Raw genomic sequence first — 21,204 nt, 5'->3', positions numbered from 1 at the left:
TTTACATATGTAAAAAGGAGAATCAGAGTGGATTCCAAGACGATGTCCCGCTCCCGGGCTGCGGTAGCACTGACCATTGCATCTGCCGCTGTCCTGACGGGATGCGGAGCCGGCTCCTCGGCACCTGCTGCGACTGATGACGGGCAGCCTATTGAGGTCTGGGCCCGGGCCGGTACCGATGCCGCCACCACCTACGCCGCGCTGTTCAAGGACTTCACGGCGAAGACCGGCGTCCAGGTCAACTTCCAGGGTGTCCCGGACCTGGACCAGCAGCTGCAAACCCGCGCCGCTTCCAAGAAGCTGCCGGACATCGTGATCAACGATTCGGCAGCACTGGGCAACTACACCGCGCAGGGGTACCTGCAGAAGCTGGACAAATCCACCGTCGAGGGCAACGACAAGATCGCCGGCTCCCTGTGGGACGAGGCCAAGGGCCTGGACGGGGCCACCTATGGCGTTCCGTTCTCACGGCAGACCATGGTCACCATGATCCGCAAGGACTGGCGCGAAAAGCTGGGCCTGCCGGTTCCCAAGACCCAGGAAGACCTGGAAAAACTGGCCACCGCCTTCGCTACCCAGGATCCCGACGGCAACGGGCAGGCTGATACGTACGGCATGACAGTTCCCGGCTCCACGGAACGCGGCTACCTGGGATGGTGGGCATCCTCCTACATCTGGCAGGACGGCGGCGCCTACCTAAAGGACGATGGTGACGGAAAGTACGCAGCCTCCGCTTCCACTGCAGAGGTGCAGAAGGGCGTCACCTGGATCAAGCAGCAGTTCTGCACCCCCGGGAACACCCAGCCGGGTGCACTCACCGCCGCCACCAGCGTCGCCTCACCGTTCTTCCAGACGGGCAAAACCGGAATCATCCTTACGGGTCCGTACAACTTTGCCTCCTTTGACACCGCGCTGGGCAAGGACGCCTACGAGGTCATCGAGGCTCCCAAGGGCTCCGTAGACAACACCGTGCTGGCTGAAGGCGAGAACATCTACGTCACCGCCAGCAACGGCAAGCCGGAGCAGACCAAGAAGGTCATCAACTACCTGGTCTCTTCCGACGGCCAGAAGGCAGGCATGACGGCCGGCAAGCAGCCCATCGTCCGGGTCCCCGTAAATGCCGACGTCGACGCCGCCACCGTCTACAACGATCCCCGCTGGAGCGTGGTCCAGGATGCCCTGAAGGACTCCTCCAAGGCGTTTCCCTCGGCCATCAACTTCGTGCCGATCAAGCAGGCCGCCGCCGAGGCGCTGAACAAGATCGTGTCCGACTGCGGGGCCGACAACGTCGGCTCAGGGCTGAAGGATCTTGACACCGCCATCAACGACGAGCTGACGAGCCAGAACGCCAAGTCATGACCGTCACGCCAACCAAACCAGCGGAAACGCTGAATCCAGCCGCAGGGGGAAAACAGGCTCCCAGCGGCAGGAAGCGCGGCAACGGGAAGCAGCTGCTGGCCATATGGCTGTTCCTGGTGCCGGCGGCCGTGCTGGGCATGTACTTCAAATTCATCCCCATGGTCGAGGGGATCCGGCTGAGCCTCTTCAAGGTACAGCCGTTTCTCGGCGACGTTTTCGTCGGCTTCGACAACTACGTCAGCGTTCTCACCGACGCCCGCTTTATGGATGCCCTGGGCCACACCGTGGTTTTGGGCCTTACCCAAACGCTGGGTGCCCTGGTGGTGGGATTCGTCCTGGCCCTCTTGCTGGAGGGCCAGGCAAGGTCCCTGTGGGTCCTGCGGACCGCCATTTTCCTGCCCGTCGTCACGGCCCTGGCAGTGGTGGGCGAAATCTGGCGCATCCTCTATTTCCCCACCCCGGATGGCCCCCTGAACAGTATCTTGAGCTCGGTGGGGCTGGGTCCGCTGCAGTTCCTGAACGGGACGGACACAGCTCTCTGGTCCATCGCCGTCGTGGGCATCTGGAGCGGCGCACCGTACAACATGGTGATCATCCTCGCCGGCCTGACAGGTGTGGACAGGTCCCTGTACGAATCGGCAGGGGTTGACGGTGCCACCGTTTGGCAGCGGCTCCGGTACATCACTCTTCCGGCGTTGCGGCCCTCGATCGTGATCGTGCTGACCCTGGCTGCCATCCGCAGCCTGCGAAGTTTCACCGAAGTGTATGTACTCACCGGAGGCGGCCCCGCCGGATCCACCGAAGTGTGGATGACGCGCATGTACTCTCTCGGTTTCCAGCGCAATGACATTGGTGTGGCTTCGGCCGCAGCGGTCCTCCTGCTACTGGTCACGTTGCTGCTGACAGTTGGCACCCAGCTCCTGGCCCGAAGGAAGGCACAACGATGACGAGCCAAACCAGCACCCCCACCGCCGTGCGGAAATCCAGACCCTCAGCGTCTGCCAGGTTCGACTCGGCGCTGGGCTGGTCCCCCCGGTTCGGCACCAACATGGCCCTGCGAATGATGTTGTGCGTCCTGGTGTTCTGCATCTTTGCACTGCCATTCCTGGCGATTATCTCCGGAGCCTTTGACCGGAACTCCAGTCCCACGGAAATCTCGCTGCTGCCCAAGACCTTCACCCTGGCGAACTTCGAAGCCGCACAACAGCAGGGCCTCTGGCGCTATCTGCTGAACTCGCTGGTGGTTGCCGGCGGCGGACTCCTGCTGCAGATGACCGTTTCGGTGTTCGCGGCGTACAGCCTCAGCCGCAGGAAGTTCAGGGGACAGGCCCTGGTGATGCTGCTGGTCCTGATGACCATGATGCTCCCCGAGGAAGTCATCGGCATCCCGTTGTCGCTGGTGCTGGGTGACTTGCCGCTCCTGGGCATCAGCCTCCGGGGAACGGTCCTTGCCGTCATCCTTCCCGTTGGCATCTGGGGCTTTTCCATCTTCATCATGAGCGAATTCATGAAGGAGATCCCCGCAGAAATCGAGGAAGCGGCGCGGCTGGACGGCGTGGGCGAGTTCCGCATGCTGTTCACCATCATCCTTCCGCTCTGCAAGCCTGCCCTCGGTGTGATCGGCATCTTCGGCTTCATGATGGTGTGGGACCAGTACCTCCTGCCCCTCATCGCAGCGAATGACCCCAGCGACTACACACTGACCGTGGCGCTCTCCGTGCTCCGCAACGACACCACGGTGGGACCGGGCGTGCTGCTGGCCGGCGCCGTTATGGCCATGATCCCCAGCCTCCTGGTGTACCTCTTCCTGCAGCGCTCCATGATCCGCGGCATCACCTCCGGCGCCACCAAAGGCTAGGGCACGCCCAGCCCGTCCGGACCATCCACGAAAGAAGTTTCATGAAAACCAGCACCATCCTTCCGGCCGCCGCCACAGCCACGGCCACAGCCACAGCCACCGACCTGAAAATCACCGAAATCACCATCACGCCCATTGCCTTCTCCGACCCGCCGCTGCTGAACGCCGTCGGAGTCCACGAACCTCTGGTGCACCGGGTGGTGATTGAAGTCCGGACCGGAAACGGACTGCTGGGCCTGGGCGAATGCGCCGGTGGCCAGAGCCGGCTGGACAACCTGGCAGTGGGCGCCAACGCCATCAAGGGCCTCAGCGTTTTTGACACCTCCCTGATGGAACAGCTCATCAATGAGGCGCTGGACCCTGCGCTCTCCTCCTTTGAACGGGCGGCCGTGTTCTCAGCCTTCGAAGTGGCGGCGCTGGACATTCAGGGCCATGCCACAGGCCGGAGCGTCAGTGAACTGCTGGGTGGCACCGTCCGGGACGAGGTTCCGTTCAGCGCGTACCTGTTCTACAAGTGGGCGGAACACCCGGAACTGGATGGCAGGCCGGCCATTAGCGATGAGTGGGGCGAGGCCATGGACCCGGAAGGCATCGTGCGCCAGGCCCGCAGGATGATTGCCGAGTACGGGTTCAAGTCCATCAAACTCAAAGGCGGTGTCTTCCCTCCTGCGCAGGAGATCGAGGCCATCCGGGCGCTGCGCGGGGCGTTCCCTGACCTGCCGCTTCGGCTGGATCCCAACACAGCCTGGACAGTCGAAACGTCCAAGTGGGTGGCCAGCCAGACCGAGGGCCTGCTCGAATATTTGGAAGACCCCACCCCTGGCCTCGAGGGCATGGGGCAGGTGGCCGCGTCGGCTGCGATGCCGCTTGCCACCAACATGTGCGTGGTGTCCTTTGACCACATCAAACGCAGCGTCGAACTGGACTCAGTGCAGGTGATCCTGGGCGACCACCACTACTGGGGCGGCCTGAGGCACACCCGGGAGCTGGGCACCATCTGCCAGACATTCGGCCTAGGATTGTCCATGCACTCCAACTCCCACCTCGGCATCAGCCTGGCCGCCATGGTCCACGTTGCCGCGGCCACTCCGTCGCTGACGTACGCGTGTGACACCCACTATCCCTGGAACGGCCATAACGACGTCATCAAGCCCGGCGTCCTGCGGTTTGTTGACGGCAGCGTCAGAGTGCCGGCCGGGCCGGGGCTGGGTGTGGAACTTGACCGGGAGAGATTAGCGGAACTGCACCTGCAGTACCTGGAGGCGAAGATGACCGCGAGGGATGACACCGGCTACATGCAGCGATTCGTTCCGGAGTACACCGCGGACCTCCCCCGCTGGTGATCCGCCCCTTGAGGAACGTCACCGGCTACCTTTATCCCTGGGACGTCCTGGACGATCCCGCGGCGGCCTCCCGCATCGAGGCCACGGGGGTGAACCGCGTGGCGTTGGCCGCGGCGTATCACTCGGTCCGTGCCGCAACCCCCAGGCATCCGGAACGCCGCGTTGTGGATGCCCGTTCGGCGGCCCTTTATGTCCCTGTGGGCAGTGCCTGGGACCAGCAGGCACTGACGCCGGCGGAAGCCCGGGAGTGGACGGGTACCAACGATTCCTTCTCAGCTGCGGCGGCGGTTCTGCGGGGCGCGGGGCTTCCCATCGACGCGTGGACGGTGCTGACTCATACGAGTGCGCAGGGGATGCGGCATCCGGAACTCTGCGTGCGGAACGCCTTCGGAGAAATCTACCGCCACGCCCTGTGCCCTTCACACACACAGGTCCGGACGTATGCTGCCACTTTGGTGGGACAGATACTGCAGCATGGACAACCGGATGGGCTGATCCTGGAGGCGGTGGGACCGCTCGGCTTCGGCCATCAGAACCAGCATGAGAAGACCGAAGGTGCAGAGTATTCGCCCTGGGTGCAGGCGCTTCTGTCGCTGTGCTTCTGCCAGGCCTGCAGCTCCGCTTACGCTGCGCGCGGCATGGCGCCGCAGGAGTTCCAGAACCGCGTGAGGGCGGCAATTTTGCGGGAGGATAATCCGCATTCCACACCGGAAACAGCCCGGGACGCGGAGGAGTTCCGGCCCCTGCTGGACGTCAGATGGGATGCCACCGCCGCGCTCCTGGACGAATGCCTTTCCGAAGTGGCAGGCTCCGGAACAGACCCCCGGATCTCGCTGCATGTCTCGCCGGATCCATGGTCCAGCGGGCCGTTCGTCCCGGTGGAAGCGCTTCGGCGCAGCCGGCTTTGGCCGGTCATGGGCAACGTGACCGCCGTCGTTCCGTGTTGGGGAGACGCCGCAGCAGGCGCTGCTACGGTGACCGCGCTTCGACATGCGGCCCCGACGGCACGGGTCGGTTCCTATGTCCTGGTATTGCCACCGAAGCCCTCCGACGCCGAATCCATGGCGCGTGAGTGGGACACATTGTTCGCAGCGGGCAGCAGCGAACTCCACTTGTACCACTTGGGACTGGCCTCCACCGCGCGCCTCAATGCCGCCGTCGAAGCCCTGGAATGTTTGCCGTTGAAAGACCCCGGATCACCGGAATCCACCTCCTAAAGTCCGGCTCTGCACTGGGCTGCCGGCGCTTTGGCAGGATCAATCCAACGTGACAGGTGGGACAGTTGATGACCGCAGCTATTGCACGGCCACCCCGCAGCCCCTAGGTTTGAAACAGCGGAGGACAGTCTTCGCGTCTGCCTGCCGTCCGAGCAGGACCAGAAAAGGGTTACAAAGGAAGTTAGCAATGGCAACAGGCACAGTTAAATGGTTCAACGCTGAAAAGGGCTTTGGCTTCATCGCTCCGGACGACGGATCCGCCGATGTTTTCGCGCACTACTCCGCAATCGCCAGCAGCGGATACCGCTCACTGGACGAGAACCAGAAAGTCGAATTCGATGTGACCCAGGGCCCCAAGGGCCCCCAGGCAGAGAACATTCGCCCGCTGTAATCGTCTGGAAGCTCCCCCGCTGGCGCCTCCGGGCGCCATCGGGGGAGCTTCTGCATTCCTGCTCCCACCGGCTGCGGGTCAGAAGCGGCGGTACCATTCAGCCGCTGCCCGGGAAAATCCAAAGTCCGGCGGTTGCACGCCCGCCACGGTCCAGAGCCTGTCGGACTGATACCAGTGGTCCTGTGAGAGCAGCGCCACCTGATGCTCCGTCAGTCCGTTCCTGCGGAGCAGGGCGACAGCCCCCGCAAAGTCGGTTCGGGGTGACCACCGGGGACCCGTAACTCGGTCTTCAATATGGTGCAGGATCTGCCCGACGCTCACGGGAACGGGCTCAGCGGCATGAAAGACCCCGTGTATTTGGCTGCCGAGCGGGAGCAGCCCGGCAATCAGGCCGCCCAAAGACTCGACGCCGATAACCGAAAGTCTGGACTGGCCGTCGCCCACCGGTCCTCCCAGCATTGTGGCCATGCGGATCAGGGACGGAACAAACCAGATGTCGCCCGGGCCATAGATTAAGCCGGCTCGCAGCACTGTGCCTCCAGCCGCAAGCACGAGTTCCTCGCCCGCCCGCCGGCTGCGGCTGACATCCGATTCCGGCCGGCAGGCCAGGGCGGTCGCCGTGGCCCCCCGGTGCGGTCCGCTGCCGTAAACCGCGGTTGTGCTGAGCTGGATGAACCCCGGGACGCCGCAGTCCTGGGCGGCCTGAAGCAGGTTTCGCGCACCTTCACGGTTTACGGCTTCAGCCATGGAAGCGTCGGCTCCCGTGTAGGAGGCCGCGTTGACAATGACGTCCGCCCCGAACAATGCCGCTTCAAGGGTTGAGCGGTCCGTGATGTCGCCGACGTATATGCTGGCTTCACTGGCCTTCATGAGGTCGGTAGTCCGCCGGGTGAGGAGGCGAAGCTTGATTTCCTTCCGGGCAGCGATGGCTTGAAGGGCGTTCTGGCCGATAAAACCGGATCCGCCCACCAGCAGGACGGTCATCCCGGGCAAGCCCTGCGTCATCCGGGTGGCCCGGCGACCGGGCCGGCCACAGCTGTGTCAGGAAAGGCCAGGCCAGCTGTACAGCATGTGCACATCTTCAAGGAAAGGTCGCATAGATGCCCCTGCAGGAACGCGCCAAGGCTACAAAGGTGTCCATTGTGGAAGGCGCGGCGGCCGTTTTCGAAGAAATCGGCTACGGCAACACGAGCCTGAGCAGCGTCGCCGAACGGGCCGGAGTGACCAAGGGTGCGCTGTACTTCCACTTCAAATCCAAAGAGGATCTGGCGCTGGCAGTGATCGAATCCCAGCATGAAGTGGTCAGCCGCGAAGGCCAGCGCGTCGCGGACCTCGGCCGCGGCGCCCTGTCCACCATGATCATGACCTGCGGCGGTTTTGGCCGGCTGCTGGTTGAGGAACCCATCGTCCGCGCGGGCATTCGGCTGACCCTTGAGGCCTCTGCGTTCGGGCAATCGGTGACCCGGCCCTACCACGACTGGATCCACACCATGGAGCTGCTGACCCGGCAGGGCCAGACCGAGGGGGACATCCACGAGTCGGTGGACGCCGCCGCGTTTGCACGGTATTTGGTGGCATCCTTCACCGGGGTACAGATGGTCTCAGGCATCCTCACCCACCGTGCTGATGTCCTGAGGCGGATCGAGGATATGTGGTCGATCCTCTTGCCTGGGATGGTTCCCGACGCCAAACTGCCTGAGTTCCTGGCCGTTGCGCACCTGAGCATTCGTGGAGCGGATTCTGCCGAAGACCACTCGGTGGACTGACTGCAAAGCGGCAATCAAGCTCCACGCACACGGTGCCGTCCACGGTTATGGCGGCAGAAGCCTGCCCCACGTCCTGGCCGTGCCTCGTTATATCTTGCAGTGTCACGGCCGCGTGGTCAGTGAGTTCCACCATTTTCCCGAACACAGCCTCGAAGGCCTGAAAGTCCAGGCAGGGGTTGCCCATCCGCACCCGAAGGGCCTGCCGGACTGCTTCCACCATCAGAAGGCCCGGGACGTGGTCCAAAGGATGGTCAAAGAATGTGGGGTTGCTGCCGTCAACGTGCAGTGGCCAGCTGCCACCGGGCCCCTCGTGGCCGAGGACAACGTTGTGGGAGAACCGGTGCCCCACAAGTCCGGGCGGCAGCGGCTCAGTCTGAGGAGATGGGCCATCCGCCCCGGCCCGGAGCCGCATCCTGGCGTAGCTTCCCGGATCCATTAGCCGTGCTCCCGCCGTCCCGGTGGCAATAGTGCGCCCGCCGACGTCGAACCTCGCCTTTACCTGCAGGGCGCCCGGTCCGTGCGCATTCCGTCGTGGGACGGAGGCGTCGATCAGCACCTGAACTTCGGCAGGAGTGCCGGGATCACTCGAATGGCCGACCATGGACTGAACGGCCATGTCGGGCATCAGGAAAACCTGTCCCAGAGGCACGCCTTCCATGGCATGGGCAACCAGGATCGTAGCCTGCCGGAGTGATTCGGCGATCAGCGCTGTGTCATAGGCCCCGCCTCCGGAAAGGAAGAAGGGATGCAGCCGCGGCCATTGCGCGGCGGCCAGGTATCGGCCGTCACCAAGCCGGTGGATGTCCGTCATAAAAACCTCGGAGATGGCGCGGCGGTGCACGAGTTCGCGGGGAACAGTGTTGCTGAACGACGGCGTGCGATCGGCACCGGAGGCTTTGCCGCCGTCGGGCTTCCCGCGTTCAAACCGCATGGTTTTCCTTTCGCCAACCCCTGAGTGGCAACAGCATACCGCGTATGGGGCAACGTCCTCGGGAAAATTCGCCTCCATTTGACCAGGTTCAATGACTGGAACTGTCAAAGTGAAAAACATACCGGTCGAATGGTTTATTATTATTGACAAGCAGTATTAGCATTCGGTCTGGATGGTCGCATCCGGATGGTGGCCACGCAGTACAGAAACGGGAGCAAGGTAGTCCAATGGCGGGTAAATTCGAAGTCTTTCGGGACAATGATGGGCCCTTGCCGTACAGGTTCCTCCTGCGTGGCAGCGACGGGTCTGTGATTGCCGTTTCACCACAACTGGGCAGCATTACTGCGGTAAAAGCAGGCATTGTGGCAGTCAGGGAAAGCGCCGCCAGCGGCAGCATCGTGGATCTGACCGAATAGCCCCCGCCTCTTCCGGCACCCCGCTGCGAGGGTTCCGGGTGAACATCACCAGGTGGGAGCCGGCTACACGAAGGCCGACTTACCCGTGACGGCGCGCCCCACAATCAACGAATTGATTTCGTAGCTCCCCTCATAGGTGTACAGGATCTCGGCGTCGCAAAAGAGCTTGGCCATCTCGTAGTCCGTGCTGATCCCGTTGCCGCCCAGGAGTGATCTCCCCATCGCTACGGAAGCCCGTGCCAGCCTGGTGCCGGTGGATTTGGCCATGGCGGCCTGCACCATTTCCAGCCGGCCCTCCTCCTGGATCCGGGCTACCTGGGCCATCAGGGCAAGTGAGGCGGACGCATTGCCCAGGATTTCGGCCAACTGCTGCTGGATCAGCTGAAAGCGGGCCAGCTCCTTGCCAAACTGCCGGCGCGCCAGCGAGTAGGAACGGGCCACGTCGAAGGCCGCGAGCTGGATGCCGGCAGCCTGCCATCCCACCCACGCACGCGAATCCCGCAGGAGATCGTTGGCCTTGGAGAAGTCGGTAGCGCCGGGCAGTATGTTGGACTCGGGAATTCGGACTTGGTCCAGCACAATGTCGGCATTCTGCATGATCCGCAGTCCGATCTTGTTGGAGATCTTGGTGGCCCGGTAACCAGGGCGGTCTGTCTCCACGATAAAGCCCTTGATGCGCCCGTCGGCCTGGTCACGGGCCCACACCAGGGCAAAGTCGGCAATGGTTCCGGCGCCGATCCAGCGCTTGGCGCCGTTGATCACCCATTCGCCGCCCTCCAGCCGGGCAGACGTTTCGAGGCCGCCCGCAATGTCTGATCCATGGTCCGGTTCCGTCAGGGCGAAGGCTCCCAGCTGGGTGAAAGAGGTCAGTCCCGGCAGCCACCGCTGCCGCTGCTCCTCGGAGCCGAGTTCGTTGATCATGCCCACAATGAGTTCGTTGTGGATCCCCACCAGAGCGGAGAGGGATACGTCGGCCCGCGCCACCTCCACGTACATCAGACCCTTGAAAAGTTTGGAGCTGCCGTCTGTCTGCAGGCCGCCAAGCCCGTGCTTGCCCATCTCTGCGAGCAGCCCGAACGGGAACTCTTCACGGTTCCAGTAGTCAATCGATGCCTGCCGCACTGAGGACTGAAGGAAGGTCCGGACGGAAAGGTACCGCTGACGCTCGGGCTCGGGCAGCAGGTCCACGATGTACAGCAGGTCCGCATCAGGAAAGGGTGGCGTGCCGCCGGTTCCAGGGAAAGCGTCATTCTCGTGTCCATGTGGCTGCACGGGCAGTGATCCCTTCGCTCTACCGAACCCTTGGATGTCCTAGTATATTGCACAGGGTTGGTGATTTAGTGATGCGCATCACTGTGGCGAAAGGTGCTCCATGTCAGCCATTCAAGACGGCGGAACAACCGGGAACCGCCCCACGCTTCCCTTAGCAACCCAACTGGGTAGCGCTAACTGTCGTTCTGAGCCCTCAAAACGACAGTTAGCGCTACTTAGTTGGGCCCCGCACAACATGGGCCGGCCGGGGCTGAAGGGCTGACCGTGGGTTCCCCACTTCCGCGCGACCCCATCTCCGACGCCCAGCACAACTGGGAGGAGCACGGCTGGGCTGACGTTGCCGCCCCCATGGCCGCCATCACCGCAATCATGCGCACCCAGCAAATCCTCATGGCCAGGATCGAGGCCTGCCTCAAGCCCTTCGGCCTGACGTTTGCCAGGTACGAACTCCTGGCCCTGCTCAGCTTCACCCGGACCGGCGCGCTGCCCATGAACAAGGCAAGCGCCCTTCTCCAGGTCCATCCGACGTCGGTGACCAACGCCGTCGACCGCCTTCAAAGCGTGGGCCTGGTGACCCGCTCACCGCACCCCACCGATGGCCGCACCACCCTGATTGAACTCACCGCCCAAGGCCGTACCCTGGCAAAAAGCGCGACGGCGGTACTGAACGCAGAGGTCTTTGGCCAGTCCGGATTCGCCCCCGAAGACATTGACCACCTGATCCGGATCCTCGCCGGTTTCCGCCGGAAGAGCGGCGACTTCATCGGCTGAGGCGTCGCGGGAAATCCTGGGAGAAAGCTGAATCGGGCCTAGCGCTGGCGGGCCCGGCTGCGGCGGACCCCTCTCACAACGAGCCAAACCACCAGGACCGCCAGCGCACCATAGACGGCGTAGTTCAGGAACCGGGAATACTGTTCGATGAGCCGGTACTGGGACCCCAGCAGGTAACCCAGGCCGATGAGTGCACCGTTCCAGAGCCCGCTTCCGGCGAGCGTGTAGAGGCTGAAGGTGGCCAGGTGCATGTTGGAGGCACCGGCCGGCAGGGAGATCAGGCTCCGCACGCCGGGAAGCAGCCTGCCGAAAAAAATCGAAGATCTGCCGTGCCGCCGGAACCAGTCCGCAGCCTTTTCGAAGTCCTCCCGGTCCATCAGCGGAAGCCTGGACAGAGTACGGATGGACCGCTCAAGGCCCAGTTTCGACCCCACCCAGTACAGGAGGAGAGCGCCAAGATAAGCGCCCAGGGTGCTGGTGATGAAAATCAGGGCAACGTTCAGGTCCCCCTGTTTGGCGAGGAAGCCCGCCAGGGGAAGAATCACCTCGCTGGGGATTGGCGGCAGGACAGTCTCGGCAAGGGTAAAGAGGCCCACTCCCCATTCACCGAGGTTATCGATGCCCCGCGCAGCAACCCCTACCAGGCCGTCCAGGTTGTCCGCCGCGCCGGCTGCAGCCACGGATGCTCCCCACATAACTTCCCCCGTTCCGCTCCCAAAGCCGTTTTGCGTCCAGTCCCGTGTCTACCTGAGGAACCTGCATAAAAGCTAGGAGTCCGCGGCTGGCTGCCCCGGTTTGGCCCGCACATGCATCCGTTCGCCCTGGCGTCCAAAGAGACTGAGGAACTCCACAGCCTTCCCGTCCGCCCTGCCGAACCAATGAGGGATCCGGGTATCAAATTCTGCGGCCTCTCCCGCGCCCAGGACGAGGTCCTGCGCACCCAACACCATCCGCAGCTTGCCGTTGAGCACATAAAGCCATTCATAGCCTTCATGGACCTGCGGATTCGGTTCCTCCAGCCTGCCTGCGGGCAGGATGTGCTTGTACGCCTGGATACCGCCCGGCCGCCGCGTCAGCGGAATAATCGTCATGCGGTTGCGGACGATGGGCCGCAGGTGAACGCGCGGATCCCCCGTGTCCGGGGCACCCACGAGTTCATCCAGCGGGACCTGGTGCGCCTTCGCCAGCGGCAGCAACAACTCAAGGTTCGGACGCCGCAGCCCGGATTCCAGCCGCGACAGGGTGCTCACCGAAATGCCGGTGGCTTCGGCCAGTGCCGACAACGTGGTGTTCCTGCTCATCCGCAGCGCGCGCAGACGCGGGCCCACGGCGGCCAGGACATCGTCCAACTGTTCTTCCATCCGATCATTTTGCCATTCCAGCAAGGATCTTTGCCAAGAAAGCAGACCAGCAAGATGATAAAAGACATGACCGAAAATGCTGAACAACCATACGACGTAATGATCATCGGCGGCGGTGCCGCCGGCCTGAGTGCCGCCCAGATGCTGGGACGCTCCCGGCGGTCGGTAGTGGTGATCGACGCCGGGAGTCCCCGGAACGCCCCTGCCGACGGGGTCCACGGATTCCTCAGCCGGGATGGCATCAGCCCTGCGGAACTTCTCAGGATCGGCCGCGCGGAGGCGGAGCACTACGGCGCGGACATCGTCGACGGCGAGGTGTCCAGTGCAGAAGGCAGCCGTGAGTCAGGCTTCACAGCCTCTCTCAAGGACGGGCGCACGGTCCGCGGCCGCCGCCTCCTGGTCACCACCGGCCTGACGGACGAGCTGCCGGACATCCCAGGAATCCGCGGGCGCTGGGGGAAGGACGTGCTTCACTGCCCGTTCTGCCACGGCTGGGAAGTGCAGGACCAGGCGATAGGAATTCTGGGCAACGGGCCCTGGTCCACTCACCAGGCCCTGCTGTTCCGGCAGTGGAGCAGCAACATCACCCTGTTCCTCAACAACAGGACCAACCCCACGGACGTGGAGCTGGAGCAGCTGGCCGCGAGGGGCATCAACGTGGTGGAGGGAACCGTGGAGGCGCTTCGCGTCGAACAGGACTCCCTCCGCGGGGTTGCCCTTGCCGGCGGCCCGGAGGTGGCGGTGGACGCAGTAGTGGTGGGGCCGCAGGTCCGGGCCCGGCTGGAGGCCTTTGCCGGGCTTGGCCTTGCGCCCTCACCCCATCCGATGGGCGTGGGAGATTACCTGGAGACTGACGCCGACGGAGCGACAGCCGTCCCGGGTGTGTGGGCGGCCGGCAACGTAACGGACATCAAAGCACAGGTGCTGGCATCGGCGGCAGCGGCGGCCTGGACCGCCGTCGCGATCAACAACGATCTGATGGCGGAGGAACTCCGCCGGGACGTCAGCGACTACCGGGAATCGCTCGCCCTCAGCGGTGCTTGAACTCGGGCTGCCGCTTTTCGGTGAAGGCTGCCATTCCTTCCTTTTGGTCCTGTGTGGCGAAGAGTGAGTGGAAGATCCGGCGCTCGAACAGGACCCCTTGCGCGAGCCCGGTTTCGAAGGCGGTATTCACGGCTTCCTTTGCCGCCATGGCTACCGGCTTTGACTTGGAGGCTATGACCTCGGCGGCCTTGAGCGCTTCGTCCACCACATCCTCGGCGGGCACCACCCGCGAGACCAGGCCGGAACGCTCAGCTTCCTCGGCACCGATGAACCTGCCGGTGAGGATCAAATCCATGGCCTTGGCCTTTCCTACGGCACGGGTGAGCCGCTGCGATCCGCCCATCCCGGGCAGCACGCCAAGGTTTATCTCCGGCTGGCCGAACTTCGCGTTGTCGCCGGCGAAGATCAGATCGCACATCATGGCGAGCTCACACCCGCCGCCCAGTGCGAAGCCAGAGACGGCAGCAATAGTGGGAATGCGCAGCCGGGTAAAGTCCTCCCAGCCGCGGAACCAGTCGGCGGCGTACATCTCCATGTACGTCTGGGAGGCCATCTCCTTGATGTCCGCCCCGGCAGCGAACGCCTTGCCGGAACCGGTGATCACCACTGCCCCGATGCCGGGATCAGCGTCCATGCCCCCGACGGCGGACACCAGTTCCTCCATGGTGGCCCTGTTGAGGGCGTTCAATGCCTCGGGCCGGTTAAGGGTCACCAGGCCCACCCTGCCACGCCGTTCCACAAGGATGTTCGCGTATTCGGTCATGCCTGGCTCCCGTCCTCCTGCGACTTGTCGCGGATATCGGTGATGATGCCGGAGAAGTCCCGGGCCGCACCGCCTTCCGCGGCAAACGTATCGTAGATTTCGGACGCCAGTGGCCCCAGCCGGGCCGCCACCCCGGTGCTGTTGAGCGCATTGACTGCCAGCCTGAGGTCCTTGGCCATCAGCGCGCCGGCAAACCCCGGCTGGTAGTCACGGTTGGCGGGGCTGGTGGGGACGGGACCGGGAACGGGACAGTTGGTGGTCAGGGCCCAGCACTGGCCTGACGCCGCGGAGGCGACGTCGAACAGTGCCTGGTGGCTCAGACCCAGTTTCTCGCCGAGGACGAACGCCTCGCTCACGGCGATCATGGAGACCCCCAAGATCAGGTTGTTGCAGATCTTGGCTGCCTGGCCGGCGCCATGGCCACCGCAGTGCACCACACGTTTGCCCATGACTTCCAGCAGGGGGCGGACGGCCTCGAAGTCCTCAGGCCCGCCACCCACCATGAAGGTGAGGGTGCCCGCCTCGGCACCCACCACACCGCCGGAAACGGGAGCGTCCACAGCACGGTGGCCGGCGTCGATGGCGAGAGTGGAAGCCTCCCGGGCCTCGTCCACATTAATAGTGGAGCAGTCCAGGAACATGGTTCCGGGGGCGGCGGTAGCCAGCAGTCCGGGCTGTCCGTCGGCTCCGCGGTAGGCGTCCAGCACATGCTGGCCGCTGGGGAACATGGTCAGTACCACACCCGCCCCGGACACGGCGTCGGCAGCGCTGGGTGCGGTGGGTACGCCCTGATCCTTGGCGGCCTCCAGGGCGGCGGGCACCACGTCGAAGCCGGCCACCGGAAATCCGGCCCTGACCAGGTTGACGGCCATGGGCCCGCCCATGTGGCCCAGGCCCAGGAAGGCGATGGTGCTGTTATCAGGCATGGTCCGTCTCCTTGATGTGAAGGTTCAGCTCTCTGTCACCCAGCGGCACAAAAAACAGTTCCACGTCTTCCGGCCGTACGTCGTGCAGGGTGGCCGGCTTCCAGTGCGGTGTGCGGTCCTTGTCCACCACCTGCGCCCGGATGCCCTCGCGGAAGTCCGGAGCGGCAAGGAACCTGAGCCCCACCCGGTATTCCTGGGCCAGTGCCTGATCCAGCGTCAGGCCTTTGACCCGGCGCAGGGATTCCAAAGCCACCTTCACGGCAGTGGGCGACTTCGCCTCGATGGTACGCGCGGCCTCCGCGGCCTCTCCCCCGGCCGCTGTCAGCCTGCGGAGGATTTCTTCGGCGTCGGAGGAGGCGTAGCACTCGTCAATCCAGTCCCGCTGGGCTTCCAGCCCGGACGCCGGCGCGGCTGTAAGGAAGCGCCCGACGGCGTCCTCCGGACTTTCGTGCTCCAGCGCCACCGCCAGGTCGTCAAGGCTTTCGGACGGGACGTAGCCGTCCGCAAGGCCCAGGAACAGGGCATCCGCCGCGCTCAAATGCGCCCCGGTCAGGGCGGCGTGGGTGCCCCCCTCCCCCGGCGACCTGGAAAGCAGCAGGGTCCCGCCGACGTCGGGCACAAAACCAATGGTGGTCTCCGGCATGCCCATCCGGGTCCGCTCCGTGACCAGCCGGACTGAACCGTGGGCCGAGATGCCAACGCCCCCGCCCAGGACCAGTCCGTCCATCAGGGCCACATACGGTTTGGGGTACCGGGAGATCAGCGAGTTCAGCCTGTACTCCGTCTGCCAGAAGTCCGCTGTCTGCGTTCCGCCAGCCAGCAGATCGTGGTAAATCGCCACAATGTCGCCGCCGGCGCACAGCCCCCGCTCACCGGCGCCCTGCACCAAAACGGTGGCCACGCCGTCGTCCTCTGTCCAGGCGGACAGCTGCACAAGCATGGCTTCCACCATGCCTGCGGTCAGGGCATTAACGGCCTTTGGCCGGTTGAGGGTGATGACACCCAGATGGCCGCGCCGCTCGAAGATCACTTCCGGGCTGTTTGACGTCACGGATTCTGCGCCGGGTTCTGTTTCCGCAACTTCGTTGCGGCTGTCCGGCATCAGCTTCCTTCCGGCATCACAAAGCTGGCGCCCTGTCGGATTCCGGAAGGCCAGCGCGTGGTGACGGTCTTGGTCTTGGTGTAGAAGCGGAAGGCGTCCGCGCCGTGCTGGTTGAGGTCGCCGAATCCGGACGCTTTCCAGCCGCCGAAGGTGTAGTACGCGATGGGGACAGGGATGGGGACGTTGATGCCCACCATGCCCACTTCCACCCGGCTGGCGAAGTCCCTGGCGGCGTCGCCGTCGCGCGTGAAGATGGCCACCCCGTTGCCGTATTCATGTTCGCTGCAGAGCCTGAGGGCCTCGTCGTAATCGGCGGCCCGGAGCACGCTCAGGACGGGTCCGAAGATCTCCTCCCGGTAGATCTTCATGTCGCGGGTGACGTGGTCAAAGAGGGTGGGACCAACCCAGAAGCCTCCTTCGTGTCCCTCAACGGCAAGGCCCCGTCCGTCGGCAAGCAGTGTGGCCCCTTCGTCCAGGCCGGCCTGGATGTAGCCCTCAATCCTCTCTTTGGCGGCCGCTGTCACCACCGGGCCGAAGTCCGAGTCCTTTTCCAGGCTGGGTCCCACCTTGAGCCCCTTGACCCGTTCCTGGAGCTTCGCCACCAGCCTGTTGGCGGTTTCCTCGCCCACCGGCACCGCCACGGAGACTGCCATGCAGCGCTCCCCCGCCGAGCCGTAGCCCGCGCCGATCAGGGCATCGGCGGCCATTTCCAGGTCGGCGTCAGGCATGATCACCATGTGGTTCTTGGCGCCGCCGAAACACTGCGCGCGCTTGCCATGGGCGGCTGCGGTGGCATAAATGTACTGAGCGATGGGGGTGGAGCCCACAAACCCTATCGCCTTCACCCGGGGATCCTCCAGCAGGGCGTCCACGGCCTCCTTGTCCCCGTTGACCACGTTGAACACACCGTCGGGCACCCCTGCCTCCGAGTAGAGCTCGGCAAGGCGCAGCGGCACGGACGGATCCCGTTCAGAGGGTTTGAGGATAAAGGCGTTGCCTGCCGCGAGGGCCGGTCCGGACTTCCAGAGCGGGATCATGGCCGGGAAGTTGAAGGGAGTGATGCCGGCGACGACGCCCAGGGGCTGGCGCAGGGAGTGGACATCGATGCCCGCACCGGCGTCGGTGGAAAACTCGCCCTTGAGCAGGTGCGGAGCGCCTGCCGCGAACTCCACCACCTCAATGCCTCGCTGGATGTCGCCTTTGGCGTCCGCAAGTGTTTTGCCGTGTTCGGAGGACAGGAGGGTGGCGAGCTCATCCAGGTTCCTGTTCACCAGCTCAACAAACGCGAGCAGGATGCGGCCCCGGCGCTGCGGGTTCATGGCCGCCCACTCCGGTTGGGCCTTCTCCGCGGCGGCAACCACATTCTGGACTTCCGCGCGGCTGGCCAGCGGCAACCGCGCCTGGACCTCGCCCGTGCAGGGATCGAAAACGTCCCCGTAGCGGCCGGATGTCCCGCTCACCCGCTGGCCGCCTACGTAATGGGATAGCTCGCGCACCATGGCTGACTGCTCCTTCGCATGTGATCCAGGTCATCTCTGCAAGCGAATATACTCGGACTTCCTACTAAATTCCAGCGTCCCTAAGCCCTCCTCCGCCAAGCAGACGCCCCGCCGTCGTGGGGCACTTTGACCCTCATTTTTGAGCACCGAAGCACCATGTGATGGCGTGTCCGCGCCATAGTGCCCCGTTTCCGCCGCAACACCCGCCGGTGTTCGGTAAGTTAGGGGATGTGAAGATTGCTACCTGGAACGTAAACTCCCTCCGTGCCCGTGCCGACCGCGTGGAGGCATGGCTGCAGCGCAGCGACTGCGATGTCCTGGCCATCCAGGAAACCAAATGCAAGGACGACAACTTCCCCTGGGAGCTCTTTGAGCGCATGGGCTACGAGGTGGCCCACTTCGGCGTAAACCAGTGGAACGGTGTGGCCATCGTGTCCCGCGTGGGTCTGGAGGACGTGGAGCGGACCTTCCTGGACCAGCCGGCGTTTGGCAAGGCCGGCAAGGACCCTGTGCAGGAGGCCCGCGCGATGGCGGCAACCTGCGGCGGTGTCCGGATCTGGAGCCTCTACATCCCCAACGGCCGTTCCCTCGACGACGAGCACATGCCCTACAAGCTGAAGTGGCTGGAAAGCCTCAAGACCCACGCGCAGGGGCTGGTCACGACGGACCCCCACGCCCAAGTGGCCCTGATGGGCGACTGGAACATCGCGCCGCGGGATGAGGACGTATGGGACATCGACCTGTTCGTTGCGAACCGGTACACCCACGTCAGCCCGCCGGAACGCGCGGCCTTCCATGCGTTTGAGGAGGCCGGCTTCACCGACGTGGTCCGTCCCTACACTCCCGGCCCCGGCGTCTATACCTACTGGGACTACACCCAGCTGCGCTTTCCCAAGAAGGAGGGCATGCGGATCGACTTCGTGCTCGCCTCCCCCGCCCTGGCTGCCCGGGTGACCGGCGCCTCGATCGACCGCGAGGAGCGCAAGGGCAAGGGCGCCTCCGACCACGCCCCCGTTATGGTGGATCTGGCAGACTGATGGTAGCGTCCTGGACCGCGACAGGGAGGCAACAATGACCGGAAATCTGTACCGGGGCCAGGCTGGGCTGCCGTTCTCCTCCACCCTGCGGGTCTACGAACCCCTGGACGCCTTCCCCGAGGACCAGCGCGCAGCCATCCAGGCGGCCGGCGCACGCACCGCCTCCCGCGCTGCGGTGGAAAACGCCGAACTACTGGCCTCCCTGGGCCGTATCACCAGGTCCGGCGGGGATCCCTTTCCCACCGGACGCACCGACCTCGTGCGGGTCACCACTGCTCCGGGAGTCCCCCCAGCGGATACGCCCGATAAAAAAGCGGCCGACGGCGACGCCGCCGCCGGCGCTTCCACCGGCTCCGGGGCGGAGCCGGTACTGCTGTACTGCCCCAGCCAGCTGGTCCTTCGCGCCGGCTTGGCTGCCAACGCCCTGATGGAAGGCATCCACGGCCCCCTGGCGGAGATGCTGATACCCGAGGAACAGCGGGACAAGCACCAGGAGCGAATCGACCAGGTGAAGGCGCGGGACGGCTCCATCCGGGTGCACACACGCGCTTCCACCTGGGGCATCCCGTTCAGCTGGTTTTCGCTGTTTATGGAATCAGACCCCAAGGATGTCGTCGAATCAGGCGGACGGATCCTGACGGTAAGGGTCTGGGCGCCGATCACCGAGGCCATGGAGCGGGCCCGTTACGCCGTGGCCAACCTGGCCCTGGCCGCGCCTGACCTGGACATGCTTGATGACCTCGCCCAACTCACGGAGTGGCTGGAGCTGTTCCATGTAAATTCCATGGTGGAACTGGACTATGGAGCGGTGGCGGACAAGGTGTACCCCGACGAGTCCCCCATGGACATCAGGCTGGGCATCGAGTGCCTTGCCGAAGGAGACATGACAGGAGCCGCGGCCGCTTACCGCAGGCTGGCATCGCGCTGGATCCCCATCCGCCAACTGGCCCGCGCGTCCTAGCGCTGCACAGTTCTCGCGGAGTTCCTTTTGATAGGAGTTCCCTTAACCAGGGCTGACTCAGCAGGGCGGCGGCGCCGTGGTGCGCCTGACAATCAGCTGATGGGGAGCGACGGCGGACTGCACGGCCCCGGCAACGCCATCCAATTCGTCAAGAAGCATCTTGGTGGCGAGTTCGGCCTGTTCATCAGGCCGCTGGCCAACGGTGGTCAGGCCCACGGCGTCAGCGAAGTCATGGTTGTCGATGCCCACCACGGACAGTTCCTCCGGCACACGGACACCCATCCTGGCTGCTTCAAAAATGACCCCCATGGCCATCTCGTCAGAGGCGCAGAAAATGGCGGTTGGTTTGGGGCCGCTCCGCGCCCAAAGCCGGCGGAAGGCCTCCTGGCCGCTCCGGACGGTGAAATCTCCCCACTCGTCCCATTCGGGACGGGTGGGCAGGCCGGAAGCTGTCATGACGTCCTTGAAGGCCAGGATCCGCACCCGGGGGACGTCGAAGTTAAGGTCTGTTTCGTCGTCGCCGTGAAGGAGGGCGATGTCCCGGTGCCCAAGATCGATCAGGTGCATCACGGCGGTTGAAGCCGCCGCGTAATCGTCAATGCCGATGTAGGCGCATTCCTCCACGTGGCCGCCCACAACCACCAGCGGGATGTCGATCTTCTGGAGATGGTCCAGCTCGTCATGTGTCAGCGCCATACAAAGCACCAGCAGGGCATCAATCTGTTTGTAGACCATGGTCTTGCTGAAGAGCCGTTCGCGGTTGCTGCCGTGTCCGCCCAGGTTGAACAGCGACAGGTTGTAGTGGCGCGCATGGAGTTCGCGGTCCGCTCCCTCGATGGCCTTGGAGAAGAACCAGCGGCTCACAAAGGGAGCCAGTACACCGATGGTTTTGGTGCGCCCGGTGGCAAGCCCGGAAGCCGACGACGAAGCCACGTAACCCAAGGCGCCGGCCACTTCCAGGATCTTCTCCCGGGTGGCCGGTGATACCCGGGGCAGTCCCCGGACGGCCCTGGACACGGTGGCGGTGGATACGCCCGCGGCAGCAGCGACATCCTCAATGCTGACGCCGCTGTGGCCTCCCCGTTGGGACCTTTCAGTAATGCGTGCCACGGTGTCCCCTTATCGGCCCGGTGGGCATCCGTAATGCCCAGATACCCCCAAGTCATAGTATTTTGCGCGTCCCCCTA

General features: G+C 64.3%; 22 protein-coding genes and 1 pseudogene. 13 read left to right on the top strand and 10 right to left on the bottom strand.

What is annotated here, in order from left to right; translation table 11 throughout:
• Nucleotides 1-27 precede the first annotated feature (27 nt).
• From F8G81_RS03300 to F8G81_RS03275, 6 genes are all read left to right on the top strand, one after another.
• Complete coding sequence (locus F8G81_RS03300; protein WP_267277609.1) at nt 28-1,359, top strand: ABC transporter substrate-binding protein; 1,332 nt, start codon at nt 28-30, stop codon at nt 1,357-1,359.
• Nucleotides 1,356-2,306, top strand: a complete 951-nt coding sequence (locus F8G81_RS03295; RefSeq protein WP_267277608.1) for a carbohydrate ABC transporter permease — start codon at nt 1,356-1,358, stop codon at nt 2,304-2,306. Before F8G81_RS03300 ends, F8G81_RS03295 begins: the two co-directional genes overlap by 4 nt.
• The gene (locus tag F8G81_RS03290) at nt 2,303-3,217 is read left to right on the top strand and encodes a carbohydrate ABC transporter permease (protein WP_267277607.1); all 915 of its coding nucleotides are present in this window, start codon (nt 2,303-2,305) and stop codon (nt 3,215-3,217) included. Before F8G81_RS03295 ends, F8G81_RS03290 begins: the two co-directional genes overlap by 4 nt.
• Before the next feature lie 41 nt (nt 3,218-3,258).
• Nucleotides 3,259-4,560, top strand: a complete 1,302-nt coding sequence (locus tag F8G81_RS03285; protein WP_267277606.1) for a glucarate dehydratase family protein — start codon at nt 3,259-3,261, stop codon at nt 4,558-4,560.
• An 8-nt stretch (nt 4,561-4,568) separates the two neighbouring features.
• Nucleotides 4,569-5,777, top strand: a complete 1,209-nt coding sequence (locus F8G81_RS03280) for a hypothetical protein (RefSeq protein ID WP_267277605.1) — start codon at nt 4,569-4,571, stop codon at nt 5,775-5,777.
• A gap of 187 nt (nt 5,778-5,964) precedes the next feature.
• Nucleotides 5,965-6,168, top strand: coding sequence for a cold-shock protein (locus F8G81_RS03275; protein WP_013599688.1), 204 nt, complete (start codon nt 5,965-5,967; stop codon nt 6,166-6,168).
• 78 nt (nt 6,169-6,246) lie between these two features.
• Here the strand turns inward: F8G81_RS03275 and F8G81_RS03270 are convergent, their stop codons facing one another.
• Nucleotides 6,247-7,173 carry an NAD-dependent epimerase/dehydratase family protein gene (locus F8G81_RS03270; protein WP_267277604.1) on the bottom strand — a complete coding sequence of 309 codons (927 nt, stop codon included), beginning with the start codon at nt 7,171-7,173 and terminating at the stop codon, nt 6,247-6,249.
• A gap of 95 nt (nt 7,174-7,268) precedes the next feature.
• On the opposite strand from F8G81_RS03270, the gene F8G81_RS03265 reads away from it, so the two are divergent.
• Entirely contained in the window at nt 7,269-7,934 is a 666-nt protein-coding gene (locus F8G81_RS03265; protein ID WP_267277603.1) for a ScbR family autoregulator-binding transcription factor, read from the top strand.
• 91 nt (nt 7,935-8,025) lie between these two features.
• Here F8G81_RS03265 and F8G81_RS23535 read toward each other — a convergent pair.
• A pseudogene (locus F8G81_RS23535) lies at nt 8,026-8,745 on the bottom strand (ScbA/BarX family gamma-butyrolactone biosynthesis protein); the annotation flags it as partial.
• Between F8G81_RS23535 and F8G81_RS03255 the strand changes: the two are divergent.
• Both F8G81_RS03255 and F8G81_RS03250 read left to right on the top strand, forming a co-directional pair.
• The gene (locus tag F8G81_RS03255) at nt 8,680-8,889 is read left to right on the top strand and encodes a hypothetical protein (RefSeq protein ID WP_267277601.1); all 210 of its coding nucleotides are present in this window, start codon (nt 8,680-8,682) and stop codon (nt 8,887-8,889) included. The pseudogene F8G81_RS23535 and the gene F8G81_RS03255 sit on opposite strands and share 66 nt — an antisense overlap.
• A gap of 203 nt (nt 8,890-9,092) precedes the next feature.
• Nucleotides 9,093-9,281, top strand: coding sequence for a YegP family protein (locus tag F8G81_RS03250; RefSeq protein ID WP_267277600.1), 189 nt, complete (start codon nt 9,093-9,095; stop codon nt 9,279-9,281).
• Nucleotides 9,282-9,344: 63 nt separating this feature from the next.
• On the opposite strand, the gene F8G81_RS03245 is transcribed toward F8G81_RS03250, so the two are convergent.
• Entirely contained in the window at nt 9,345-10,553 is a 1,209-nt protein-coding gene (locus F8G81_RS03245) for an acyl-CoA dehydrogenase family protein (RefSeq protein ID WP_267277599.1), read from the bottom strand.
• Nucleotides 10,554-10,817: 264 nt separating this feature from the next.
• Here F8G81_RS03245 and F8G81_RS03240 point away from each other — a divergent pair, with 264 nt between their 5' ends.
• Nucleotides 10,818-11,324, top strand: coding sequence for a MarR family winged helix-turn-helix transcriptional regulator (locus F8G81_RS03240; RefSeq protein WP_267277598.1), 507 nt, complete (start codon nt 10,818-10,820; stop codon nt 11,322-11,324).
• A 38-nt stretch (nt 11,325-11,362) separates the two neighbouring features.
• Here F8G81_RS03240 and F8G81_RS03235 read toward each other — a convergent pair whose 3' ends face one another.
• Nucleotides 11,363-12,019, bottom strand: a complete 657-nt coding sequence (locus tag F8G81_RS03235) for a DedA family protein (RefSeq protein WP_267277597.1) — start codon at nt 12,017-12,019, stop codon at nt 11,363-11,365.
• Between the two features lie 72 nt (nt 12,020-12,091).
• Complete coding sequence (locus tag F8G81_RS03230; protein WP_267277596.1) at nt 12,092-12,685, bottom strand: helix-turn-helix domain-containing protein; 594 nt, start codon at nt 12,683-12,685, stop codon at nt 12,092-12,094.
• A 66-nt stretch (nt 12,686-12,751) separates the two neighbouring features.
• On the opposite strand from F8G81_RS03230, the gene F8G81_RS03225 reads away from it, so the two are divergent.
• Complete coding sequence (locus tag F8G81_RS03225; RefSeq protein ID WP_267277595.1) at nt 12,752-13,729, top strand: NAD(P)/FAD-dependent oxidoreductase; 978 nt, start codon at nt 12,752-12,754, stop codon at nt 13,727-13,729.
• Here F8G81_RS03225 and F8G81_RS03220 read toward each other — a convergent pair.
• Genes F8G81_RS03220 through F8G81_RS03205 form a run of 4 tightly spaced genes read right to left on the bottom strand, consistent with a single transcriptional unit; the run spans nt 13,716 to nt 18,019 of the window.
• Nucleotides 13,716-14,492: an enoyl-CoA hydratase gene (locus F8G81_RS03220; protein WP_267277594.1), complete on the bottom strand. Its 777-nt coding sequence runs from the start codon at nt 14,490-14,492 to the stop codon at nt 13,716-13,718. The genes F8G81_RS03225 and F8G81_RS03220 overlap by 14 nt on opposite strands.
• The gene (gene mmsB / locus F8G81_RS03215) at nt 14,489-15,418 is read right to left on the bottom strand and encodes a 3-hydroxyisobutyrate dehydrogenase (RefSeq protein ID WP_267277593.1); all 930 of its coding nucleotides are present in this window, start codon (nt 15,416-15,418) and stop codon (nt 14,489-14,491) included. Before mmsB ends, F8G81_RS03220 begins: the two co-directional genes overlap by 4 nt.
• Nucleotides 15,411-16,520 carry an enoyl-CoA hydratase/isomerase family protein gene (locus F8G81_RS03210; protein WP_267277592.1) on the bottom strand — a complete coding sequence of 370 codons (1,110 nt, stop codon included), beginning with the start codon at nt 16,518-16,520 and terminating at the stop codon, nt 15,411-15,413. Before F8G81_RS03210 ends, mmsB begins: the two co-directional genes overlap by 8 nt.
• Nucleotides 16,520-18,019, bottom strand: a complete 1,500-nt coding sequence (locus tag F8G81_RS03205) for a CoA-acylating methylmalonate-semialdehyde dehydrogenase (protein WP_267277591.1) — start codon at nt 18,017-18,019, stop codon at nt 16,520-16,522. Before F8G81_RS03205 ends, F8G81_RS03210 begins: the two co-directional genes overlap by 1 nt.
• 230 nt (nt 18,020-18,249) lie before the next feature.
• Between F8G81_RS03205 and F8G81_RS03200 the strand changes: the two genes are divergently transcribed.
• Nucleotides 18,250-19,056, top strand: a complete 807-nt coding sequence (locus F8G81_RS03200; protein ID WP_267277590.1) for an exodeoxyribonuclease III — start codon at nt 18,250-18,252, stop codon at nt 19,054-19,056.
• A gap of 34 nt (nt 19,057-19,090) precedes the next feature.
• Nucleotides 19,091-20,017: a hypothetical protein gene (locus F8G81_RS03195; protein WP_267277589.1), complete on the top strand. Its 927-nt coding sequence runs from the start codon at nt 19,091-19,093 to the stop codon at nt 20,015-20,017.
• 57 nt (nt 20,018-20,074) lie between these two features.
• On the opposite strand, the gene F8G81_RS03190 is transcribed toward F8G81_RS03195, so the two are convergent.
• The gene (locus F8G81_RS03190; protein WP_267277588.1) at nt 20,075-21,127 is read right to left on the bottom strand and encodes a LacI family DNA-binding transcriptional regulator; all 1,053 of its coding nucleotides are present in this window, start codon (nt 21,125-21,127) and stop codon (nt 20,075-20,077) included.
• Between the last annotated feature and the right edge of the window lie 77 nt (nt 21,128-21,204).

Origin of the sequence: Arthrobacter sp. CDRTa11 (assembly GCF_026427775.1) — a bacterium.
GTDB lineage: Bacteria > Actinomycetota > Actinomycetes > Actinomycetales > Micrococcaceae > Arthrobacter.
This window is presented reverse-complemented; position numbering and strand designations above follow the sequence as displayed.